Annotated in this window: 18 protein-coding genes; 16 read left to right on the forward strand and 2 right to left on the reverse strand. The window is 65.7% G+C overall.

What is annotated here, in order from left to right:
• A partial coding sequence (locus H162_RS33375; protein WP_211223730.1) for a transposase domain-containing protein occupies positions 1-224 on the reverse strand: 224 nt, incomplete at its 3' end.
• A 329-nt stretch (positions 225-553) separates the two neighbouring features.
• Between H162_RS33375 and H162_RS0120735 the strand changes: the two genes are divergently transcribed.
• The 3 genes from H162_RS0120735 (at position 554) to H162_RS0120745 (ending at position 7,922) form a co-directional block, all read left to right on the forward strand.
• Positions 554-1,264 carry a transposase gene (locus H162_RS0120735; protein WP_020655414.1) on the forward strand — a complete coding sequence of 237 codons (711 nt, stop codon included), beginning with the start codon at positions 554-556 and terminating at the stop codon, positions 1,262-1,264.
• A gap of 247 nt (positions 1,265-1,511) precedes the next feature.
• On the forward strand, positions 1,512-6,233 hold the full coding sequence (locus tag H162_RS0120740) for a glutamate synthase-related protein (protein ID WP_020655415.1): 4,722 nt from the start codon (positions 1,512-1,514) through the stop codon (positions 6,231-6,233).
• A gap of 225 nt (positions 6,234-6,458) precedes the next feature.
• A complete protein-coding gene (locus H162_RS0120745) occupies positions 6,459-7,922 on the forward strand; it encodes a glutamate synthase subunit beta (RefSeq protein ID WP_020655416.1) in 1,464 nt (487 codons plus the stop codon).
• A gap of 16 nt (positions 7,923-7,938) precedes the next feature.
• Here H162_RS0120745 and pdxR read toward each other — a convergent pair whose 3' ends face one another.
• Positions 7,939-9,471, reverse strand: a complete 1,533-nt coding sequence (pdxR, locus tag H162_RS0120750) for a MocR-like pyridoxine biosynthesis transcription factor PdxR (protein WP_020655417.1) — start codon at positions 9,469-9,471, stop codon at positions 7,939-7,941.
• Positions 9,472-9,551: 80 nt separating this feature from the next.
• On the opposite strand from pdxR, the gene H162_RS0120755 reads away from it, so the two are divergent.
• From H162_RS0120755 to murA, 13 genes are all read left to right on the forward strand, one after another.
• Positions 9,552-10,760, forward strand: a complete 1,209-nt coding sequence (locus tag H162_RS0120755; RefSeq protein ID WP_020655418.1) for an NAD(P)/FAD-dependent oxidoreductase — start codon at positions 9,552-9,554, stop codon at positions 10,758-10,760.
• A 20-nt stretch (positions 10,761-10,780) separates the two neighbouring features.
• A complete protein-coding gene (locus H162_RS34240) occupies positions 10,781-11,833 on the forward strand; it encodes a hypothetical protein (RefSeq protein ID WP_020655419.1) in 1,053 nt (350 codons plus the stop codon).
• A 22-nt stretch (positions 11,834-11,855) separates the two neighbouring features.
• Positions 11,856-12,473, forward strand: a complete 618-nt coding sequence (locus H162_RS0120765; protein WP_020655420.1) for an FMN-dependent NADH-azoreductase — start codon at positions 11,856-11,858, stop codon at positions 12,471-12,473.
• Between the two features lie 338 nt (positions 12,474-12,811).
• Complete coding sequence (locus tag H162_RS0120770; protein WP_026354895.1) at positions 12,812-13,615, forward strand: ABC transporter ATP-binding protein; 804 nt, start codon at positions 12,812-12,814, stop codon at positions 13,613-13,615.
• Positions 13,612-14,394: a lipid asymmetry maintenance ABC transporter permease subunit MlaE gene (gene mlaE, locus H162_RS0120775; protein ID WP_020655422.1), complete on the forward strand. Its 783-nt coding sequence runs from the start codon at positions 13,612-13,614 to the stop codon at positions 14,392-14,394. The genes H162_RS0120770 and mlaE overlap by 4 nt, the downstream gene beginning before the upstream one ends.
• Positions 14,395-14,417: 23 nt before the next feature.
• Positions 14,418-14,891, forward strand: a complete 474-nt coding sequence (mlaD, locus tag H162_RS0120780) for an outer membrane lipid asymmetry maintenance protein MlaD (RefSeq protein ID WP_020655423.1) — start codon at positions 14,418-14,420, stop codon at positions 14,889-14,891.
• Positions 14,888-15,655 carry an MlaA family lipoprotein gene (locus H162_RS0120785; RefSeq protein WP_020655424.1) on the forward strand — a complete coding sequence of 256 codons (768 nt, stop codon included), beginning with the start codon at positions 14,888-14,890 and terminating at the stop codon, positions 15,653-15,655. The genes mlaD and H162_RS0120785 overlap by 4 nt, the downstream gene beginning before the upstream one ends.
• An 82-nt stretch (positions 15,656-15,737) precedes the next feature.
• Positions 15,738-16,388 carry an MlaC/ttg2D family ABC transporter substrate-binding protein gene (locus H162_RS0120790; protein WP_020655425.1) on the forward strand — a complete coding sequence of 217 codons (651 nt, stop codon included), beginning with the start codon at positions 15,738-15,740 and terminating at the stop codon, positions 16,386-16,388.
• Positions 16,388-16,663 (forward strand): STAS domain-containing protein, encoded by a 276-nt coding sequence (locus tag H162_RS0120795; protein WP_020655426.1) that lies wholly within the window; start codon positions 16,388-16,390, stop codon positions 16,661-16,663. Before H162_RS0120790 ends, H162_RS0120795 begins: the two co-directional genes overlap by 1 nt.
• Before the next feature lie 225 nt (positions 16,664-16,888).
• Positions 16,889-17,800, forward strand: coding sequence for an ABC transporter ATP-binding protein (locus tag H162_RS0120800; RefSeq protein ID WP_020655427.1), 912 nt, complete (start codon positions 16,889-16,891; stop codon positions 17,798-17,800).
• Positions 17,800-18,567 carry an ABC transporter permease gene (locus H162_RS0120805; RefSeq protein WP_020655428.1) on the forward strand — a complete coding sequence of 256 codons (768 nt, stop codon included), beginning with the start codon at positions 17,800-17,802 and terminating at the stop codon, positions 18,565-18,567. The genes H162_RS0120800 and H162_RS0120805 overlap by 1 nt, the downstream gene beginning before the upstream one ends.
• Positions 18,568-18,610: 43 nt before the next feature.
• Positions 18,611-18,847, forward strand: a complete 237-nt coding sequence (locus H162_RS0120810; RefSeq protein WP_020655429.1) for a BolA family protein — start codon at positions 18,611-18,613, stop codon at positions 18,845-18,847.
• Positions 18,848-18,849: 2 nt separating this feature from the next.
• On the forward strand, positions 18,850-20,100 hold the full coding sequence (murA, locus tag H162_RS0120815; RefSeq protein ID WP_020655430.1) for a UDP-N-acetylglucosamine 1-carboxyvinyltransferase: 1,251 nt from the start codon (positions 18,850-18,852) through the stop codon (positions 20,098-20,100).
• Positions 20,101-20,122 lie beyond the last annotated feature (22 nt).

The raw sequence follows: 20,122 nt of genomic DNA on the forward strand, positions 1-20,122 counted from the left end.
TCCAGTTCAGCCAGTACCTGCCGTACCGAACGATGACGGTACAAGGCCAACGCAATGACCAACCACACTACCTGCTGTGCTGGCAAACGTCTTCGTCGAATGCTCGCCTTACCTGTATGGCTGAGCGCCTGCTCGATCCACTCAACTGGCAGATGCTCACCCAGCCGTTGCCAATCAGGAGCGGGAAGATCTGCGGTTACAAGTGGGAGGGTATCGGCTAGCATCGGAACCGCAGGTTAACAGAGCCGCTACACGTTTACAACAGCCAAATGATCAAAGGTGGCTTAACTTAACCGCATTAGGGTCAGAGTTGAATTGTTGGGCAATTGCCACACCAATAAATAGGGTCAGTGTCGAATTATTGAGCAATTTCCTTGGCAAACTTGGTCGGAAGCTGGAATTTTGGCTAATTAGGGACAGAGTCAATTGTTTCTTAGTATCATTTCCAAATAAATAGGGACAGAGTCAAGCTGACATAAGCAAGGCTTGAGATTAATTAGGGACAGAGTCGATTTCTCGGGTAAAATATCTGCTCAACGTTGAAGCAGACGCCATGGCCCGCCAATCCCGACTCATCGTTCCGAACCAGCCTTACCATGTGATCCAGCGCGGAAACGATCGGCAGCCGATCTTCCGTGAGCCAGCCGACTACCAGCGCTTCCTCATGTGGCTCAAGGAAAGCGCGCGCTTCTACGAGGTGGCGATCCATGCCTATGTGCTGATGCCGAACCACCTGCATCTGCTCGTCACCCCGGCGAACGACACCGGCCTGGCCCTGATGATGCAGAAAGTCGGCCGTTTCTACGTGCCCTGGTTCAATCACAAGTACGAGCGCACCGGCGGCCTGTTCGAGGGGCGCTTCCGCACTTCGCTGATCGATACCGACCGTTATTTCCTGACCTGCAGCCGGTATATCGAGCTCAACCCGGTGCGCGCCCACCTGGCGCCGGCGCCGGGCGAGTATCCGTGGTCGAGCTATGCCCACCACGCCGGCGTGCGCCACGACGCCCTGGTCACCGAACACATGCTGTACTGGGGACTGGGCAATACGCCCTTCCAGCGCGAGGCCGCCTACATCGACCTGATCCAGCAGGGCCTGTCGGCCGAAGAGGTCGATTTCATCACCACCTCGATCCTGAAGAACCAGCCGCTGGGTTCGGATGCATTCAAGGCCGAGCTCGAACGCAAGACCCGGCGCCAGATCCTGCCGGCCAAGCGCGGACGCCCGTTCAGCCCGAAGATTCCGCCTCTTCCCCAGCCCTGATTCCACATTCCCCTACAGGCGGCACGGTTATCCGTGCCGTTTTTTTTCGCCGAGCACCAGCAAAATCAAGGGTTTACGAATGTACTTACGCCAGCGGCATGCATGGAGTTGACTCTGTCCCCAATTAATCGAGATTTAAAAAAGTTGTCAAACAATTCGACTCTGACCCTAATTATTCTGGTTGCCAGTTCTGCTGCATTGCACTATTCTCGGCCTTCACCCCCCGTAAAGCTGTGGAGAACGACTCATGATTGCCCAAGGTTTGTACGATCCCGCCAATGAACACGATGCCTGCGGCGTCGGTTTCATCGCCCATATCAAGGGCAACAAGAGCCACTCGATCATCGAGCAAGGCCTGCTGATCCTTAAGAATCTCGACCACCGGGGCGCCGTCGGCGCCGATGCGCTGATGGGCGACGGTGCCGGTATCCTGATCCAGATCCCCGACCAGTACTACCGCGACGAGATGGCCAAGCAGGGCGTCGAGCTGCCGCCGCCAGGCGAGTACGGCGTCGGCATGGTGTTCCTGCCGAAGGAACACGCTTCGCGCATCGCCTGCGAACAGGAAATCGAGCGCGCCGTGCGCATCGAAGGCCAGGTGGTGCTCGGCTGGCGCAACGTGCCGGTCGACGAGACCATGCCGATGTCGCCTTTCGTCAAGGCCAAGGAACCGGTCATCCGCCAGATCTTCATCGGCCGCGGCCCGGACATCATGGTCACCGACGCGCTCGAGCGTAAGCTGTACGTGATCCGCAAGTCGTCCGGCCACGCGATCCAGGCGCTCAAGCTCCTGCACGGCAAGGAATTCTTCGTGCCGTCGATGTCGGCGCGCACCATCGTGTACAAGGGCCTGCTGCTGGCCGACCAGGTCGGCGTCTACTACAAGGACCTGCAGGACCCGCGCTGCATCTCGGCCCTGGCCCTGGTGCACCAGCGCTTCTCGACCAACACCTTCCCCGAATGGCCGCTTGCCCACCCGTACCGCCTGATCGCCCACAACGGCGAGATCAACACGGTCAAGGGCAACTTCAACTGGACGCGCGCCCGCGAAGGCATGCTCAAGTCGGCCGTGCTGGGCGAGGACCTGGGCAAGCTGTTCCCCCTGATTTACGAAGGCCAGTCCGACACCGCCTGCTTCGACAACGCGCTCGAGCTGCTGGTCATGGCCGGCTACCCGGTCGCCCAGGCGATGATGATGATGATCCCGGAAGCCTGGGAAAACCACACCTCGATGGACGACAACCGCCGCGCCTTCTACGAATACCACGCCGCGATGATGGAGCCGTGGGACGGCCCGGCCGCGATGGCCTTCACCGACGGCCGCCACATCGGCGGCACCCTCGACCGCAACGGCCTGCGCCCGGCGCGCTACGTGGTCACCGAGGACGACCTGGTGGTGATGGCGTCCGAATCCGGCGTGCTGCCGATCCCCGAATCGCGCATCGTCAAGAAATGGCGCCTCCAGCCGGGCAAGATGTTCCTGATCGACCTCGAGGCCGGCCGCATCATCGACGACAAGGAGCTGAAGGACACCTACGCCAACGCCAAGCCGTACAAGGCCTGGATCAAGTCGGTGCGCATCAAGCTCAACGAAATCAAGCTGTCCGAAAGCCAGCTGGCCCAGCATCGCCTGAAGGACGTGCCGGCCCAGGGCGAGAAGCAGGCCGTCACCCTGCTGGACCGCCAGCAGGCCTTCGGCTATACCCAGGAAGACCTGAAGTTCCTGATGGCGCCGATGGCCGTGCTGGGCGAGGAAGCCACCGGCTCGATGGGCAACGACTCGCCGCTGGCGGTGATGTCGAACAAGCTCAAGCCGCTGTATAACTACTTCAAGCAGCTGTTCGCCCAGGTCACCAACCCGCCGATCGACCCGATCCGCGAAGCCATGGTGATGTCGCTGGTGTCCTTCATCGGCCCGAAGCCGAACCTGCTCGACACCAACAACGTCAACCCGCCGATGCGCCTCGAAGTCGCGCAGCCGGTGCTCGGCTTCGACGACATGGCGCGCCTGCGCAACATCAGCCAGCACACCGGCGGCAAGTTCAAGTCGTATGAGCTGAACATCTGCTATCCGACCACCTGGGGCAAGGAAGGCATCGAGGCGTCGCTGGCCTCGCTGTGCGCCGAAGCCGTGGACGCGGTCAAGTCCGGCCACAACATCCTGATCGTCTCGGACCGCAAGCTGTCGCCCGAGACGGTCGCGATCCCGGCCCTGCTGGCCACCTCGAGCATCCACCAGCACCTGGTGGGCCGCGGCCTGCGCGCCTCCACCGGCCTGGTGGTCGAAACCGGCTCGGCGCGCGAGACCCACCACTTCGCCCTGCTGGCCGGCTACGGCGCGGAAGCGGTCCACCCCTACCTGGCGCTGGAAACCCTGGCCGAGATCGCGCACGGCCTGCCGCACGAGATGGCGGCCGACACCGCGATCTACAACTACACCAAGGCGATCGGCAAGGGCCTGATGAAGGTGATGTCGAAGATGGGCATCTCCACCTACATGTCCTACTGCGGCGCCCAGATCTTCGAAGCCGTGGGCCTGAACAAGTCGCTGGTCGACAAGTACTTCCGCGGCACCTCGTCGACGGTCGAAGGCATCGGCCTGTTCGAAGTGGCCGAGGAAGCGCTGCGCCTGCACACCCTGGCCTTCGGCAGCGATCCGGTGCTGGCCAATTCGCTCGACGCCGGCGGCGAGTACGCCTTCCGCGTGCGCGGCGAGGACCACATGTGGACCCCGGATGCGATCGCCAAGCTGCAGCACTCGACCCGCGCCAACAACTTCAGCACCTACAAGGAATACGCGCAGCTGATCAACGACCAGACCCGCCGTCACCTGACCCTGCGCGGCCTGTTCGAGTTCAAGATCGACCCGGCCAAGGCCATTCCGCTCGAGGAAGTCGAGCCGGCCAAGGAAATCGTCAAGCGCTTCGCCACCGGCGCGATGTCGCTCGGCTCGATCAGCACCGAGGCGCACGCCACCCTGGCGATCGCGATGAACCGTATCGGCGGCAAGAGCAACACCGGCGAAGGCGGCGAGGATCCGGCGCGCTACATGGGCGAGTTCAAGGGCATCAAGATCAGCAAGGGCGAGACCCTGGCCTCGATCCTGGGCAACGAGCGCGTGGTGGCCGACATCCCGCTGCAGGAAGGCGACTCGCTGCGTTCGAAGATCAAGCAGGTGGCGTCGGGCCGCTTCGGCGTCACCGCCGAGTACCTGAACTCGGCCGACCAGATCCAGATCAAGATGGCGCAGGGCGCCAAGCCGGGCGAAGGCGGCCAGCTGCCGGGCCACAAGGTGACCGAGTACATCGCCAGCCTGCGCTTCTCGGTGCCGGGCGTGGGCCTGATCTCGCCGCCGCCGCACCACGACATCTACTCGATCGAAGACCTGGCGCAGCTGATCCACGACCTGAAGAACGCCAATCCGCGCGCCTCGATCTCGGTCAAGCTGGTGTCGGAAGTCGGCATCGGCACCGTCGCCGCGGGCGTCTCGAAAGCCAAGGCCGACCACCTGGTGGTGGCCGGCCATGACGGCGGCACCGGCGCTTCGCCGCTGTCCTCGGTCAAGCACGCCGGCACCCCGTGGGAGCTGGGCCTGGCCGAAACCCAGCAGACGCTGGTGCTCAACGGCCTGCGCAGCCGCATCCGCGTGCAGGCCGACGGCCAGATGAAGACCGGCCGCGACGTCGTCATCGCCGCCCTGCTGGGCGCCGACGAAATCGGCTTCGCCACCGCGCCGCTGGTGGTGGAAGGCTGCATCATGATGCGCAAGTGCCACCTGAACACCTGCCCGGTGGGCGTGGCGACCCAGGACCCGGTCCTGCGCGCCAAGTTCCAGGGCAAGCCGGAACACGTGGTGAACTACTTCTTCTTCGTGGCCGAGGAAGCGCGCCAGATCATGGCGCAGCTGGGCATCCGCAGCTACGACGAGCTGATCGGCCGCGCCGACCTGCTCGACAAGTCGAAGGCGATCGGGCACTGGAAGGCGCAGGGCCTGGACTTCTCGAACATCTTCTACCAGCCGAAGGCCGACTCGCCGCGTGCGCTGTTCCACACCGACGAGCAGGACCACGGCCTGGACCGCGCGCTCGATCACAAGCTGATCGCGCAGGCCAAGGCCGCGCTGGAGAAGGGCGAGCGGGTCTCGTTCATCTCGCCGGTGAAGAACCTCAACCGCACCGTCGGCGCGATGCTGTCGGGCGAAGTGGCCAAGCGCTACGGCCATGCCGGCCTGCCGGACGACACCATCCACATCCAGCTGCAGGGCACCGCGGGCCAGTCGGCCGCGGCCTTCCTGGCGGCGGGCATCACGATGGACCTGGTCGGCGAAGGCAACGACTACGTCGGCAAGGGCCTGTCGGGCGGCCGCATCATCGTGCGTCCGAACACCGAGTTCCGCGGCTGGGCGGTGGACAACATCATCGTCGGCAACACCGTGCTGTACGGCGCGATCTCGGGCGAAGCCTTCTTCAACGGCGTGGCCGGCGAGCGCTTCGCAGTGCGTAACTCGGGCGCCACCACGGTGGTGGAAGGCCTGGGCGACCACGGCTGCGAGTACATGACCGGCGGCACCGTGGTGGTGCTGGGCGAGACCGGCCGCAACTTCGCGGCGGGCATGTCGGGCGGCGTGGCCTATGTGTACGACCCGAAGGGCGAGTTCGAGGGCCGCTGCAACATGACCATGGTGAACCTGGAGCGCGTGCTGCCGACCAAGGAACAGGGCGACCGTTCGGGCTGGCACAGCCAGACCCGCGACGGCGAGCGCGAATCCGACGAGGTGATCCTGCGCCGCCTGATCGAACGCCACTTCAAGCACACGGGCAGCACCCGCGCGCGCAACCTGCTCGACGACTGGGCCAACAGCCGCACCAAGTTCGTCAAGGTCTTCCCGACCGAATACAAGCGGGCGCTCGAGGAGATGCACAACTCGAGCATGGAAGAAGCGAACGACAAGATCGAACTGGCGGCGTAAAGGGATCTCGAAAAACCGTAGCGAGCGGCAGCAATGTTGACCGAGAAGCGCAGCTGTACGGGAGTACAGCGAGCATCGCAGGCCTCGGCGGCCCCGTCGACAGTGCAACGCGTAGTAGGTTTTTCGAGGTTCCCTTAACAGCACATCATCCAACGTCGCTCCCGCCGGTGCGGGAACGACGGGAGTTAGCGTAGCGTTACTCCCGACCGATACAAGGAAAGCAACGTGGGCAAAATTACCGGCTTCATGGAATTCGCACGGCAGGAAGAGGACCACCTCGAACCGGCCGATCGCGTCAAGAACTACAAGGAATTCGTCGTCACCCTGACCGATGGCCAGGCCAAGGTGCAGGGCGCGCGCTGCATGGATTGCGGCATCCCGTTCTGTAACACGGGCTGCCCGGTCAACAACATGATCCCGGACTGGAACGACCTGGTCTACCACGGCGACTACCGTCACGCCGTGGAGAACCTGCATTCGACCAACAACTTCCCCGAATTCACCGGCCGCATCTGCCCCGCACCCTGCGAGTCGGCCTGCACGCTGGGCATCAACAGCGACCCGGTCGGCATCAAGTCGATCGAGCGCAAGATCGCCGACGCCGGCTGGGAGCACGGCTGGATCGTGCCGCAGCCGTCCGCCACCAGGACCGGCAAGAAGGTCGCCGTGGTCGGCTCCGGCCCCGCAGGCCTGGCCGCCGCCCAGCAGCTGGCGCGCGTCGGCCACGACGTGACGGTGTTCGAGAAGAGCGACCGCCTCGGCGGCCTGCTGCGCTACGGGATCCCCGACTTCAAGATGGAGAAGGACCTGATCGACCGCCGCGTCGAGCAGATGAAGGCGGAAGGCGTCACCTTCCGCACCAGTGTCCTGATCGGCAAGGACTTCCCGGCCGCCGTCAGCAACATGGCGCGCGACACCATCTTCCCGGAAGACCTGGAGAAGGAATTCGACGCGGTGGTCCTGGCCGGCGGCGCGGAATACCCGCGCGACCTGCCGGTGCCGGGCCGCCAGCTCAAGGGCGTGCACTTCGCGATGGACTTCCTGCCGCAGCAGAACCGCGTCAACGCGGGCGACAAGCTGAAGGACCAGATCAAGGCCACCGGCAAGCACGTGGTCGTGATCGGCGGCGGCGACACCGGTTCCGACTGCGTCGGCACCTCGAACCGCCACGGCGCGGCTTCGGTCACCCAGTTCGAGCTGCTGCCCCAGCCGCCCGAGCAGGAAAACAAGCCGCTGGTGTGGCCTTACTGGCCGACCCGCCTGCGCACCTCGTCCTCGCACGAGGAAGGCTGCCAGCGCGACTGGGCGGTGGCGACCAAGCGCCTCGAAGGCAAGAACGGCAAGGTCGAGAAGCTGATCGCCTGCCGCGTCGAGTGGAAAGAGGGCAAGATGGTCGAAGTGCCGGACTCGGAATTCGAGATGAAGGCCGACCTGGTGTTCCTGGCGATGGGCTTCGTCTCGCCGGTCCAGCAGGTGCTCGACGCCTTCGGCGTGCAGAAGGACGCCCGCGGCAACGCGCGCGCCAGCACCGAGGGCGAGACCAGCTACCAGACCTCGTCGCCGAAGGTGTTCGCAGCCGGCGACATGCGCCGCGGCCAGTCGCTGGTGGTGTGGGCGATCCGCGAAGGCCGCCAGTGCGCCCGCGCAGTCGACGAGTTCCTGATGGGCAGCTCGGTCCTGCCGCGCTGATGCGTTCCGGGCGCGCTCAGCCCGGACCGGGGCCGCGCAACGCGGCCGCCGCCGCGCGCGCGCCCGCTTCGATCTGGGCCTCGTCGAAGGCCGCAAATCCCATTACCAGCGAGGGCGGCTGCACCGCCCGCGCCGTGTAGCGCCCGAGCGGAAACGCCGACAGGCCGCTCGCGGCCAGCCGCTGCCAGGCATCCCGCTCCTCGTGCGCCAGCAGGCGCGTTACCACGTCCAGTCCCGCCGTGATCGGCGGCACCGCGATCAATCCCTCCCAATGGCGCCGCGCCGCATCCTCGAACGCGGCCGCCCGCCCCGCATACACGCGCCGCATGCGCCGCACATGGCGGTCGAAATGTCCCTCGTCGATGAAGTCGGCCAGCACCGCCTGGGTCAGGGCATTGGCGTTGCGCGCCGCCAGCGAGGCGGCGCGCACGAAGGGATCGACCAGCTGCCAGGGCAGGGCCACGAAGGCGATGCGGATCGCCGGGAACAGCAGCTTGCTGAAGGTGCCGGCCAGGACCACGTGGGTGTCGCCGCCTTCCATGCTGCGCAGCGCCGGCACCGGCCTGGCCGAGAACCGGTATTCGCTGTCGTAGTCGTCCTCGAAGATGACGGCGCCCTGTTCGCGCGCCCAGCGCAGCAGCGCCAGCCGGCGTTCCGGCGACAGCGCCATGCCCAGCGGCGCCTGGCGCGCCGGCGTCACGTAGGCCAGCCGCGCCGCGGGCGCCAGGCGCTCGCCCTCGGCCACCTGCAGCCCGGCCCCGTCGACCGGGACATCGACCACCCGCGCCCCGTAGGCGCGCAGGGCCTGGCTGGCGCCGGGATAGCCGGGATCTTCCATCCATACCGCGTCGCCCGGCTCCACCAGCAGCCGCAGGCAGATGTCGAGCGCCTGCTGCACGCTGCCGAGGACCACGATCTGGTCCGGCGACACCGACACCCCGCGCGCCAGGTCGAGGTGGCGGGCGATCGCCGCGCGCAGCGCCGGCCGTCCGGCGGGCGGGTTTTCGGACAGGATGGCCAGCCGCGAGGGCCGCAGGTGGCGCCCATGCAGGCGCCGCCAGAGGTCGACCGGAAAGCTGCGCACGTCGCAGCGGTGCGGATGGAAGGGCGGCGGCAGGCTGTCGGAAGGGTGCAGCGGAAAGGCGGGAGCTTCGGCGCCGACGTGGCGCAGCCATGGCCCGCCGGGCCGGAGCGCCGCTTCGGGCTGGGGATGCGGCACGGCCGGCCCGGCCTGCAGGCTGCGCTCCGGCAGCACGCGGCTGACCCGGGTGCCGCTGCCGCGCTCGGCCAGCAGGTAGCCTTCGGACAGCAGCTGGTCGTAGGCCTGCTGCACCGTGCCGCGCGCCACGCCGTACTGCTGCGCCAGGGTGCGCGAGCCGGGCAGCAGCGTGCCTTCGGCCAGGCGGCCGTCGAGGATGGCCTGGCGCAGCGTGCGGTAGAGCCAGCGCTGCAGGGTCTCGCCCGGCGCGGGCGTGCCCAGCGCGAGCGTCCACGCGGTCTTTTCCGCGCGGGAGAGAGTCTGCTCTGTCAGAGGAAGTGGACTAGTCATTTCTACTTGAACTGGACCAATACATGGGACCACTGTAGCCACACAATGCCGCCATCACCAACCCTCCGAAGGAGTGCATCATGAAACACAGCATCGTCATCGCCGGCAGCGGCTTCGCAGGCATGTGGGCCGCCCTTGCCGCCGCCCGCGCCGCGCACGTCGCCGGCAAGTCGGACGACATCAGCATCACGGTGGTGTCGCCCGTGGCCGAACTGCACATGCGCCCGCGCCTGTACGAAGCGGCGCTGGAAGGCATGGCGCCGGAACTCGGTCCGCTGTTCACCGCCGTCGGCGTGCGCCATGTCGCCGGCAAGATCGAGGCCATCCATGCCGCCGACCGCCACGTCGCGGTGGTGCGCAACGACGGCGCCCGCGAAAACCTGTCCTACGATCGTTTCATCCTGGCCACCGGCAGCCAGGTCGTGTCGCCGCCGGTCCCGGGGCTGGCCGAGTATAGCTTCAACGTCGACCAGTTGCACGAGGCCCAAAAGCTGGAGCGCCACCTGCGCGACCTGCCGAACCGGCCCGAGAGCGAAGCGCGCAATACGGTCGTGATCGTGGGCGGCGGCTTCACCGGTATCGAGACCGCGACCGAGATGCCGGAACGCCTGCGCGCGATCCTGGGCCAGGACGCCAAGGTGCGCGTGGTGGTGGTGGATCACGCGCCGGCGGTCGGCTTCGAGCTCGGCCCGGTGCCGCGCCCGGTGATCGAGGAAGCGCTGCGCGAGTGCGGCGTCGAATCCGTGGCCTCGTCCGGCGTGACGGCGATCGAGGCCGGCGGGGTGGTGATCGCCGACGGCAGCCGCATCCCGGCCGCCACCGTGATCTGGACCGCCGGCATGCGCGCCAACCCGCTGGCCGCCCAGATCGGCGAGGGGCACGACCGCTTCGGCCGCCTGCCGGTCGACCCCTACCTGCGCGCGCCCGGCGTGCCGGCCGTGTACGTCACCGGCGACGTGGCGCGCGCCGCCACCGACGACCTCGGCAACGTGGCCGCGATGTCGTGCCAGCACGCGCTGAGCCTGGGCCGGGTGGCCGGCTACAACGCCGTCGCCGAACTGGTGGGCCTGCCGCTGCATCCGTACAGCCAGCCGAAATACGTGACCTGCCTCGACCTCGGCGCCTGGGGCGCGCTCTACACCGAGGGCTGGGACCGCCAGGTGAGGCTGACCCGCGAAGAGGGCAAGGCGCTCAAGGTCGCCATCAACACCCAGTGGATCTACCCGCCGGCGCCGAACCGCGAAGCAGCCTTCGAGTATGCCAAGCCTGACCACGTGATCGTGCCGTGAGCGTTCGCGAGGAAAACAGCATGAGCCGGACCCGCACGGTCCACGCCACCGCCGCCGTGGTCCAGCCCCACTGGTTCGCGGCGCCGCTGGCGGCGGCGACCTATCCCTTCCTGCTGGCCGCGTTCCACGAGGCGGCCACGGCGATCGGGCGGGGCGCTGGCGCCGGCGCCGGCGCCTGGATCGGGGCCGGCCTGGCCCTGCTGGCGGCGCTGGCGATGCCGGCGGTGGCGCTGTGGGCAGCCATGCGCCTGGGCCGGATCGAGTCTCCCAGCCCCGCCGAGCTGGCGGCGCGCCGCACCGCCCTGCTGGCGGTGGCGGTGCCGCCGATGTTCACCCTGACCGGCGTGCTGGCCATGCTGCTGGGGCATCCGGACTGGGACATCGGCTTCCTGCTGGCGCTGTGGACGGTGCTGGCGGTGCGCATCGCCAGCGCCGGGCGCGCGAGCGTGCGGCCGGCGGCGGGCGGTTCGGCTGGCAACTGGCGCGTGGCGCACGGCGGCGCCGCCGTGCTGGCGATCCTGTTCCTGATGGCGCACTTCAGCAACCACCTGGTGGGACTGCTCGGACCGGAAGCGCATACGGCGGTGATGAAGGTGCTGCGCGTGGTCTACCGCTCGGCCGTCATGGAGCCGATCCTGATCGGCGTGTTCGCCTTCCTGATCCTGACCGGCCTGCGGCTGGCATGGCGCTGGAGCGCGCGTCCGATGGACCGCGCACGCAGCTTCCAGGTGGCGGGCGGCGTGTTCGTGACCTTCGCCGCGATCAGCCACCTGAACGCCGTGCTGTACCTGGCGCGGGTGCACTTCGGGATCGACACCGACTGGGCCTTCGCGACCGGGGCGCCGGCCGGCATGCTGATGGATCCATGGAACATCCGCCTGCTGCCTTACTACCTGGGCGGGGTGTTCTTCGTGGTGGCGCATGCATTCTGCGGCCTGCGCATCGTGATGCTGGCGCACCACATGCCGCGCGTGCTGGCCAACCGCGTGCTGGCCGGAGGCACCGTGTTCGCCGGACTGCTGGCCAGCGTCATCATCCTGGCCATGTGCGGCGTGCGCATCCACCTGGCCTGACACCTTCGACCGGAGCTTGACCATGAATATCCTGCACCTCAGCGCCAGCCCGCGCGGCGACCAGGGCGACAGCCACCAGCTGTCTTCCTGCATCGTCGAGCAGCTGCTGGCGCGCCATCCCGGCGCCGGCGTCACCCGGCGCGCCCTCGCCGGGGGCGCCCTGGCGCACGTCGACGGCGACTATGCCCGCGTCCTGGCCAGCGCTTCCGACGAAACCGGCGGCCACGGGTCGCTGGGGTGCTCGGAACGCCTGATCGAGGAACTGGCCTGCGCCGATGTGCTGGTGATCGGCACGCCGATGTACAACCTGACCGTTCCTTCCACCCTGAAGTCGTGGATCGACCATGTAGTGCGCATCCACCGCACCATGCGCCGCACGCCCGGGGGCAAGGTCGGCACGCTGCCGGACCGTCCGGTCTACATCGCGATCGCGAGCGGCAGCTGGCGCACCGGCGAACGCGCGCGCCAGCCCGACTTCCTCGAGCCCTACCTGCGCGCCGTGCTGCCGATGATCGGGCTGAAGGACATCACCGTGTTCACGGTCGAGGGCCTGGGGCTCGGGCCGGAACAGGCGGCGGCCTCGCGCACGCAGGCGCGGGCGGCGGTGGAGCGCTTTTTTGCGGTGCAGCAGGCGGCCTGAAGCCGCTCGGAGGACGCCTGCTGCGGGCCAGGGAAAAGGAAGCAAAGGGGGCTGGAAACGGCCCCCTTTTGTTACACGCCGATCCATCCCTTCGGCACCATCTTTACCCACCCATGAGGGAGGTTTCTCCAGGGAATTTATTGATATGATTCAATAAAGGTAATTTTGCCTTATATACATATCTCTTAAAAAACAGTCACTTACAAACGAAAATAGCTGACTCAAAAGTTATTTTTGTTGTAATAGCGCAGCGATCCAAGCGCCAAAACGGGGGCGTCTTCAGCAGGGTTTGCCCTTTCTGAACTACAATACTGGATTACTCAAATATTAATTACGCTGTGTCGAACCTAGTCGAAATCCGCGATCTGCACTTTGCATACGGAGAGCGTTCCATCCTGTCGAACCTCCGCATGGACTTCCCACGCGGTAAGCTGGTGGCTGTCATGGGCGGCTCGGGTTGCGGCAAGACCACGGTGCTGCGCCTGATCGGCGGACAGATCCGTCCCCAGCGCGGCGAAGTCCGGGTGGGCGGCGAAGTCGTGCACCGGCTTGATACCGAAGGCCTGTATCGCCTGCGCCGCCGCATGGGTATGCTGTTCCAGTTCGGCGCCCTGTTCACCGACCTGTCGGTATTCGATAACGTCGCCTTCCCGCTGCGCGAGCACACCGAGCTGCCGGAAGAACTGATCCGCGACCTGGTACTCATGAAACTGAATGCTGTCGGCCTGCGCAATGCGCACCGCCTGAAGCCGGCCGAAATCTCGGGCGGCATGGCGCGCCGCGTCGCCGTGGCGCGCGCCGTCGCGCTCGACCCCGAACTGATCATGTACGACGAGCCCTTCGCCGGCCTCGACCCGATCTCGATGGGCGTGACCGCCAACCTGATCCGCAACCTGAACGACGCCCTCGGCTCGACCTCGATCCTGGTCTCGCACGACGTGCACGAGTGCTTTGCGATCGCCGACTACGTGTATTTCATGTCGGCAGGCAAGATCGTCGCCGAAGGCAGCCCGGCCGAACTGCGCGTGTCCGAAGACCCCTACGTGAAGCAGTTCGTGAACGCCGCCCCGGACGGTCCGGTGCCCTTCCACTATCCCGGCAAGTCGCTGGCCGAGGACCTCGGCCTGGGAGCGCGCAAATGATCGCCCGCATCCTCGAAACCGTCGGCCGCCAGACGCGCGAAGTGATCGCCAGCATCGGCTTCGCCACTCGCGCCTTCTTCAACCTGCTGGGCGTGTCGCCCGGCGCGTTCCGCCGCCCGGCCCTGATCTCGGAGCAGGTCCACTTCATCGGCAACTATTCGCTGGTGATCATCGTCGTTTCCGGCCTGTTCGTCGGCATGGTGCTGGGCCTGCAGGGCTACTACACGCTGAACCAGTACGGCGCCGAGCAGAAGCTCGGCCAGGTGGTCGCGCTGGCGCTAACCCGCGAACTCGGTCCCGTGGTCACCGCGCTGCTGTTCGCCGGCCGCGCCGGCACCTCGCTCACCGCGCAGATCGGCCTGATGAAGGCCGGCGAGCAGCTGACGGCCATGGAAATGATGGCGATTAACCCGGTCCAGCGCGTGCTGGCGCCGCGCTTCTGGGCCGGCGTGATCGCCATGCCGATCCTGGCCACCGTGTTCTCGGCGGTCGGCGTGATGGGCGGCTACCTGGTGGGCGTGCAGCTGATCGGCGTCGACGAAGGCGCATTCTGGTCGCAGATGCAATCCGGCGTCGATGTGCGCGCTGACGTACTGAACGGTGTGATCAAAAGCTTTATCTTCGGCATCGCGGTCACGTTCACCGCGTTGTTCCAGGGTTACCAGGCCCAGCCGACGCCGGAAGACGTGTCGCGTGCGACCACGCGCACCGTCGTCATCGCCTCGCTGATGGTCTGGGGGCTGGACTTCATCCTGACCGCACTGATGTTTAACAAGTAATTTAGGTTCCGTAGGGTATACGTATGCATCGCAAAACTATCGACGTCTGGGTTGGCCTGTTCGTTCTGCTGGGCGCGGCTTCGCTGCTGTTCCTCGCCCTCAAGGCGGGCAACCTGAGCACGGTTTCGTTCAGCCAGACCTATACGATCACCGGCAAGTTCGACAACATCGGCGGCCTCAAGCCGCAGGCGCCGGTCAAGAGCGCCGGTGTGGTGGTCGGCCGCGTGGGGGAAATCAGCTTCGACGACAAGACCTTCCAGGCTCTGGTGCGCCTCGATATGGAGCCTGCGTATAAATTCCCGAAGGACAGTTCTTTGAAGATCTTGACCGCCGGCTTGCTGGGCGAACAGTACATCGGCATCGAACCCGGTGGCGATACCCAGAACCTGGCGAACGGCGACCGCATCAACCGTACCCAGTCGGCCGCCGTGCTGGAAGACTTGATTAATCAGTTTATTTATAGCAAGGCCGCTGAAGGAAAGGAAGGTAGCGAATGAAGCGCATTTCCCGTATCAACAGCATCCTGGCCGCTTGCGCAATACTGGCCCTGAGCGGTTGCGCCAGCACGGCGAACAATCCGCAGGATCCGTTCGAAGGCTATAACCGCGCCGTCTTCACGTTCAACGATGCGGTCGACCGCACCGTCCTGAAGCCGACCGCCACCGCCTACAAGAAAACCCTGCCGGATTTCGCGCAGACCGGCGTGAACAACTTCTTCGGCAACCTGTCGGACGCCTGGAGCGCAGTGAATAACTTGTTGCAAGGCAAAGGCCAGGCCGGCATGGGCGACGTCACCCGCGTCGCCCTGAACTCGACCTTCGGCATCTTCGGCCTGCTCGACATCGCCTCGGAAGCCGGCATCCCGAAGCACAACGAGGATTTCGGCCAGACCCTGGGCGTATGGGGCGTGTCGAGCGGTCCCTACTTGATGTTGCCATTGTTGGGCCCATCTACGGTACGTGATACCGCGGCGCTGCCGGCCGATTTCGCCGGCGACCCATGGAAGTACAAGGAGCCGACCAACTGGCGCAACATCGGCGCCGCGGTGCGTGTCGTCGACAAGCGCGCCACCCTGCTGGATGCCTCGAACCTGCTGGAAGACGCCGCCCTGGACCGCTACGAATTCATCCGCGACGGCTACATGCAGCGCCGCCAGAGCCAGGTCTACGACGGCAACGTGCCCGAACAGGCCGAGCCCGAGGAAGACAAGTCCTCGAATTCGCAGGTCGTGCCGCAGCCGGTGTCATCCGAAAAGCAGTAAGAAGAGTTAACCGGGACAGTGCCACGCCGTCGGCGCCACGGGGCGCGCGGCGCGGCAGGCCAACGAAAGGAAAAATATGCACATGAAGCCACTGATTCAACTGATTGCCAGCGCGACCGCCAGCATCGCTTTCGCCACCAGCGTGATCGCCGCGCCGGCGCCGGCCGCCAACGAGGCGCCGGACGTACTGATCAAGCGCATCAGCGCCGACGTGATCGACGCCGTCAAGGCCGACAAGGATATCCAGGCCGGCAACCGCTCCAAGATCATGGACCTGGTGAACGTGAAGATCCTGCCGTACGTGGATTCCGAAAAGATGACCGCGCAGGCCGCCGGCCGCTTCTGGCGCCAGGCCACCCCGGAACAGCAGAAGCGCCTGTCGGAGGAATTCCGCACCCTGCTGGTCTACACCTATGCCGGCGCGCTGTCGCAGATCAAGAACGAGACCGTCGAATTCAAGCCGATGCGCTCCGATCCGGCCGACACCGAAGTCGAGGTGCGCTCGCAGGTGAACGTCACCCGCGGCGAGCCGATCACCCTGAATTACCGCCTGAGCAAGACGCCTCAGAGCTGGAAGATTTACGACGTGAACGTGCTGGGGGCCTGGCTGGTCGAGACCTACAAGAGCACCTTCACCAGCGAGATCAACAAGAACGGCATCGATGGCCTGATCAAGCGTCTGGCCGACCGCAACCAGCAACTGGCCGCCAAGCCGCTGAAGGCGCCGAAGTAATGGCCGAGGCCAATCCCATGCTCTCGCTCGAGGCCCTGACCTTCCAGAGCGCGCCCGCCGCGCTGGAGCAGGGCTGCGCCGCGATTGCGGCGGGCGAGACCGAGTTCGACCTGGGCGGCATCAAGGCCGCCGACTCGTCGGGCATCGCCTTGCTGCTGGCCTGGCAGCGCCGCGCGCTGGCTGCCGGCCAGCGCCTCACCTTCGTCAACGTTCCCGAGAACGTGCTCAAGCTGGCGGCCCTGTACGGGGTCGACGGGCTGCTGCCGCGGTCCTGATGCATGTAGGGTGGACGGCTATGCCGTCCACGCGTCGATCGATATCGGCGCCGCTATCGGGCGCGATGATCTCGCTTCCGCCTGTCACCGCGTGGGCGGAAAATCCGCCCACCCTACCTCCCATTCCACCCCGTAAAACGCCGGTCAAGTTCTTGACACGGCAATTTCCCCTATAATGGACCGTTTCCCCGCACGGTCCGGGCGCGCCCGCGCCATCCAACAAGAATGACAGCGATCCAGATAGACAGCGTCGAGAAGAGCTACAAAGGCTTCAAGGCCCTCAAGGGCGTATCCCTGAGCATCGAGGAAGGCGAGTTCTTCGGCCTCCTGGGTCCGAACGGCGCCGGCAAGACCACCCTGATCTCCACCATCGCGGGGCTGATCCGTCCCGATGCCGGCAGCGTGCGCATCCATGGCCACGACGTCGTCAGGGAATTCCGCGACGCGCGCATGCGCCTGGGCGTGGTGCCGCAGGAGCTGGTGTTCGATCCCTTCTTCACGGTGCGCGAGACCCTGCGCCTGCAGTCCGGCTACTTCGGCATCAGGAACAACGACGCCTGGATCGACGAGGTCATGCACAACCTCGACCTGACCAACAAGGCCGACGTCAACATGCGCGCCCTGTCCGGCGGCATGAAGCGGCGCGTGCTGGTGGCCCAGGCCCTGGTGCACAAGCCGCCCGTGATCGTGCTCGACGAGCCGACCGCCGGCGTCGACGTCGAGCTGCGCCAGACCCTGTGGAAGTTCATCGCGCGCCTGAACCGCGAAGGCCATACCGTGGTCCTGACCACCCACTACCTGGAAGAAGCGCAGGCGATGTGCCAGCGCGTGGCCATGCTCAAGCTGGGGCAGGTGGTGGCGCTCGACACCATGCCGGCCCTGCTGCGCCGGGTGTCGGGTTCGCAGCTGGTGGTGCACCTGAAGAGCGGCGAGCTGCCGGGCGAGCTGCGCCACCTGGTCTCGCATGATGAACATGACAATGGCCACGGCAACAAGTACACCCTGCGCGTGAACGATTACTCGGACGTCGAGCCCATCCTGGCGCGCCTGCGCCAGTCGGGCGCGGTGATCGACGAGATGCAGCTGGAGCAGGCCGACCTGGAAGACATCTTCATCCAGATCATGGAGGGAAAATAATGAACCTGTTCTCGGTGGGCTTCCGCACCCTGTTCTACAAGGAGTCGCTGCGCTTCTGGAAGGTCGCGACCCAGACCGTGGCGGCGCCGGTCGTCACCGCCATGCTGTATCTGCTGATCTTCGGCCATGTGCTCGACGGCCGCATCGAGATGCTCGATGGCGTCAGCTACACCTCCTTCCTGATCCCGGGCCTGGTGATGATGAGCGTGCTGCAGAACGCGTTCGCGAATTCGTCCTCGTCCCTGATCCAGTCGAAAATCACCGGCAACCTGGTGTTCATCCTGCTGCCGCCGCTGTCGCACGCCGAGATCCTGTCGGCCTATGTGCTGGCCTCGGTGCTGCGCGGGCTCGCGGTCGGCGCCGGCGTGTTCATCGTGACCGCCTGGTTTGCGCACCTGAGCTTCGTGGCGCCGCTGTGGATCGCGGTGTTCGCCCTGCTGGGCGCGGCGATCCTGGGCACCATGGGCGTCATCGCCGGCATCTGGGCCGAGAAGTTCGACCAGCTGGCGGCTTTCCAGAACTTCCTGATCATGCCCGCCACTTTCCTGGCCGGTGTGTTCTATTCCATCCAAAAACTGCCGCCTTTCTGGCTTGCCGTCTCGCATTTCAATCCGTTCTTTTATATGATTGACGGATTCCGTTACGGATTCTTCGGCAAATCCGACGTCTCGCCCTGGACCAGCCTGGCCATCGTGGCCGTGTTCTTCGCGGTGCTGGCGACAATTGCAATCAACCTGCTCAAGCGCGGCTACAAGCTGCGTCACTAGGCAACAAGCACCAAGCATTAGAAATTAAACCTCTGGAGTTACCGTGGCGACCACACCCGAACTGATTCATAGCTATATCAGCAATGGCCTGGAGTGCACCCATCTGCACGTGGAAGGCGATGGCCAGCACTTCACCGCCGTGATCGTGTCGCCGGCCTTTGCCGGCAAGCGCCCGATCCAGCGCCACCAGCTGGTGTATGCGGCGCTGGGCGACCGCATGCGCGAGGAAATCCACGCGCTGTCGATGAAAACCCTCACCCCTGAAGAGTATCAAGGATAAGCATGGACAAGCTCCAGATTGTCGGCGGCAAGCGCCTGAATGGTGAAATCGCGGTGTCCGGCGCCAAGAACGCGGCGCTGCCGATCCTGTGCGCGGGCCTCCTGACCGCCGGCGACGTCGAACTGTCGAACGTGCCGCGCCTGCACGATGTGCGCACCATGCTCAAGCTGCTCGAGCAGACCGGCCTGAAAGTGACCCAGGAGGACGAGCGCGTCACCCTGAACGGCGCCCACATCGACACCCTGGTCGCGCCATATGAACTGGTCAAGACCATGCGCGCCTCGATCCTGGTGCTCGGGCCGCTGCTGGCGCGCTTCGGCGAAGCCCGGGTCTCGCTGCCGGGCGGCTGCGCGATCGGTTCGCGTCCGGTCGACCAGCACATCAAGGGCCTGCGCGCGATGGGCGCCGAGATCACGATCGAAGGCGGCTACATCCACGCCAGGGCGGACAAGCTGAAGGGCGCGCGCATCCGCACCGACATGATCACCGTGACCGGCACCGAGAACCTGCTGATGGCCGCCACCCTGGCCGAAGGCGAGACGGTGCTGGAAAACGCCGCGCGCGAGCCGGAAGTGACCGACCTGGCCAAGCTGCTGGTGGCCATGGGCGCGAAGATCGAAGGCATCGGCACCGACCGCCTGGTGATCCAGGGCGTGCCCGAACTGCACGGCGCGCGCCACGCGGTGATCTCCGACCGCATCGAGGCCGCCACCTTCCTGTGCGCGGTCGCGGCCACCGGCGGCGACATCCTGCTGACCAACACCCGCACCGACATCTTCGACGTCGCCATCGACAAGCTGAACGAGATGGGCCTGCAGCTGACCGTCAGCGGCGACACCATCCGTGCGCGCATGGACGGCCGTCCGACCCCGGTATCCTTCCGCACCACGGAATACCCGGGCTTCCCGACCGACATGCAGGCCCAGTTCATGGCCGTGAACACGATCGCCTCGGGCCCGAGCCGCGTGACCGAGACCATCTTCGAGAACCGCTTCATGCACGTGCAGGAAATGAACCGCCTGGGCGCGCAGATCTCGACCGAGGGCAATACCGCCTTCATCAAGGGCGTGGACCGCCTGGTCGGCGCGCCGGTGATGGCGACCGACCTGCGCGCCTCGGCCTCCCTGGTGATCGCCGGCATGGCCGCCGAGGGCACGACCCTGATCGACCGCATCTACCACCTGGACCGCGGCTACGACCGGATGGAAGTGAAGCTGTCGGCCGTCGGCGCCGATATCGTGCGGATCAAATAAAGCAAGCCATGACTTCGACTAG

Source organism: Massilia niastensis DSM 21313, assembly GCF_000382345.1.
Taxonomy (GTDB): Bacteria; Pseudomonadota; Gammaproteobacteria; order Burkholderiales; family Burkholderiaceae_D; genus Telluria; species Telluria niastensis.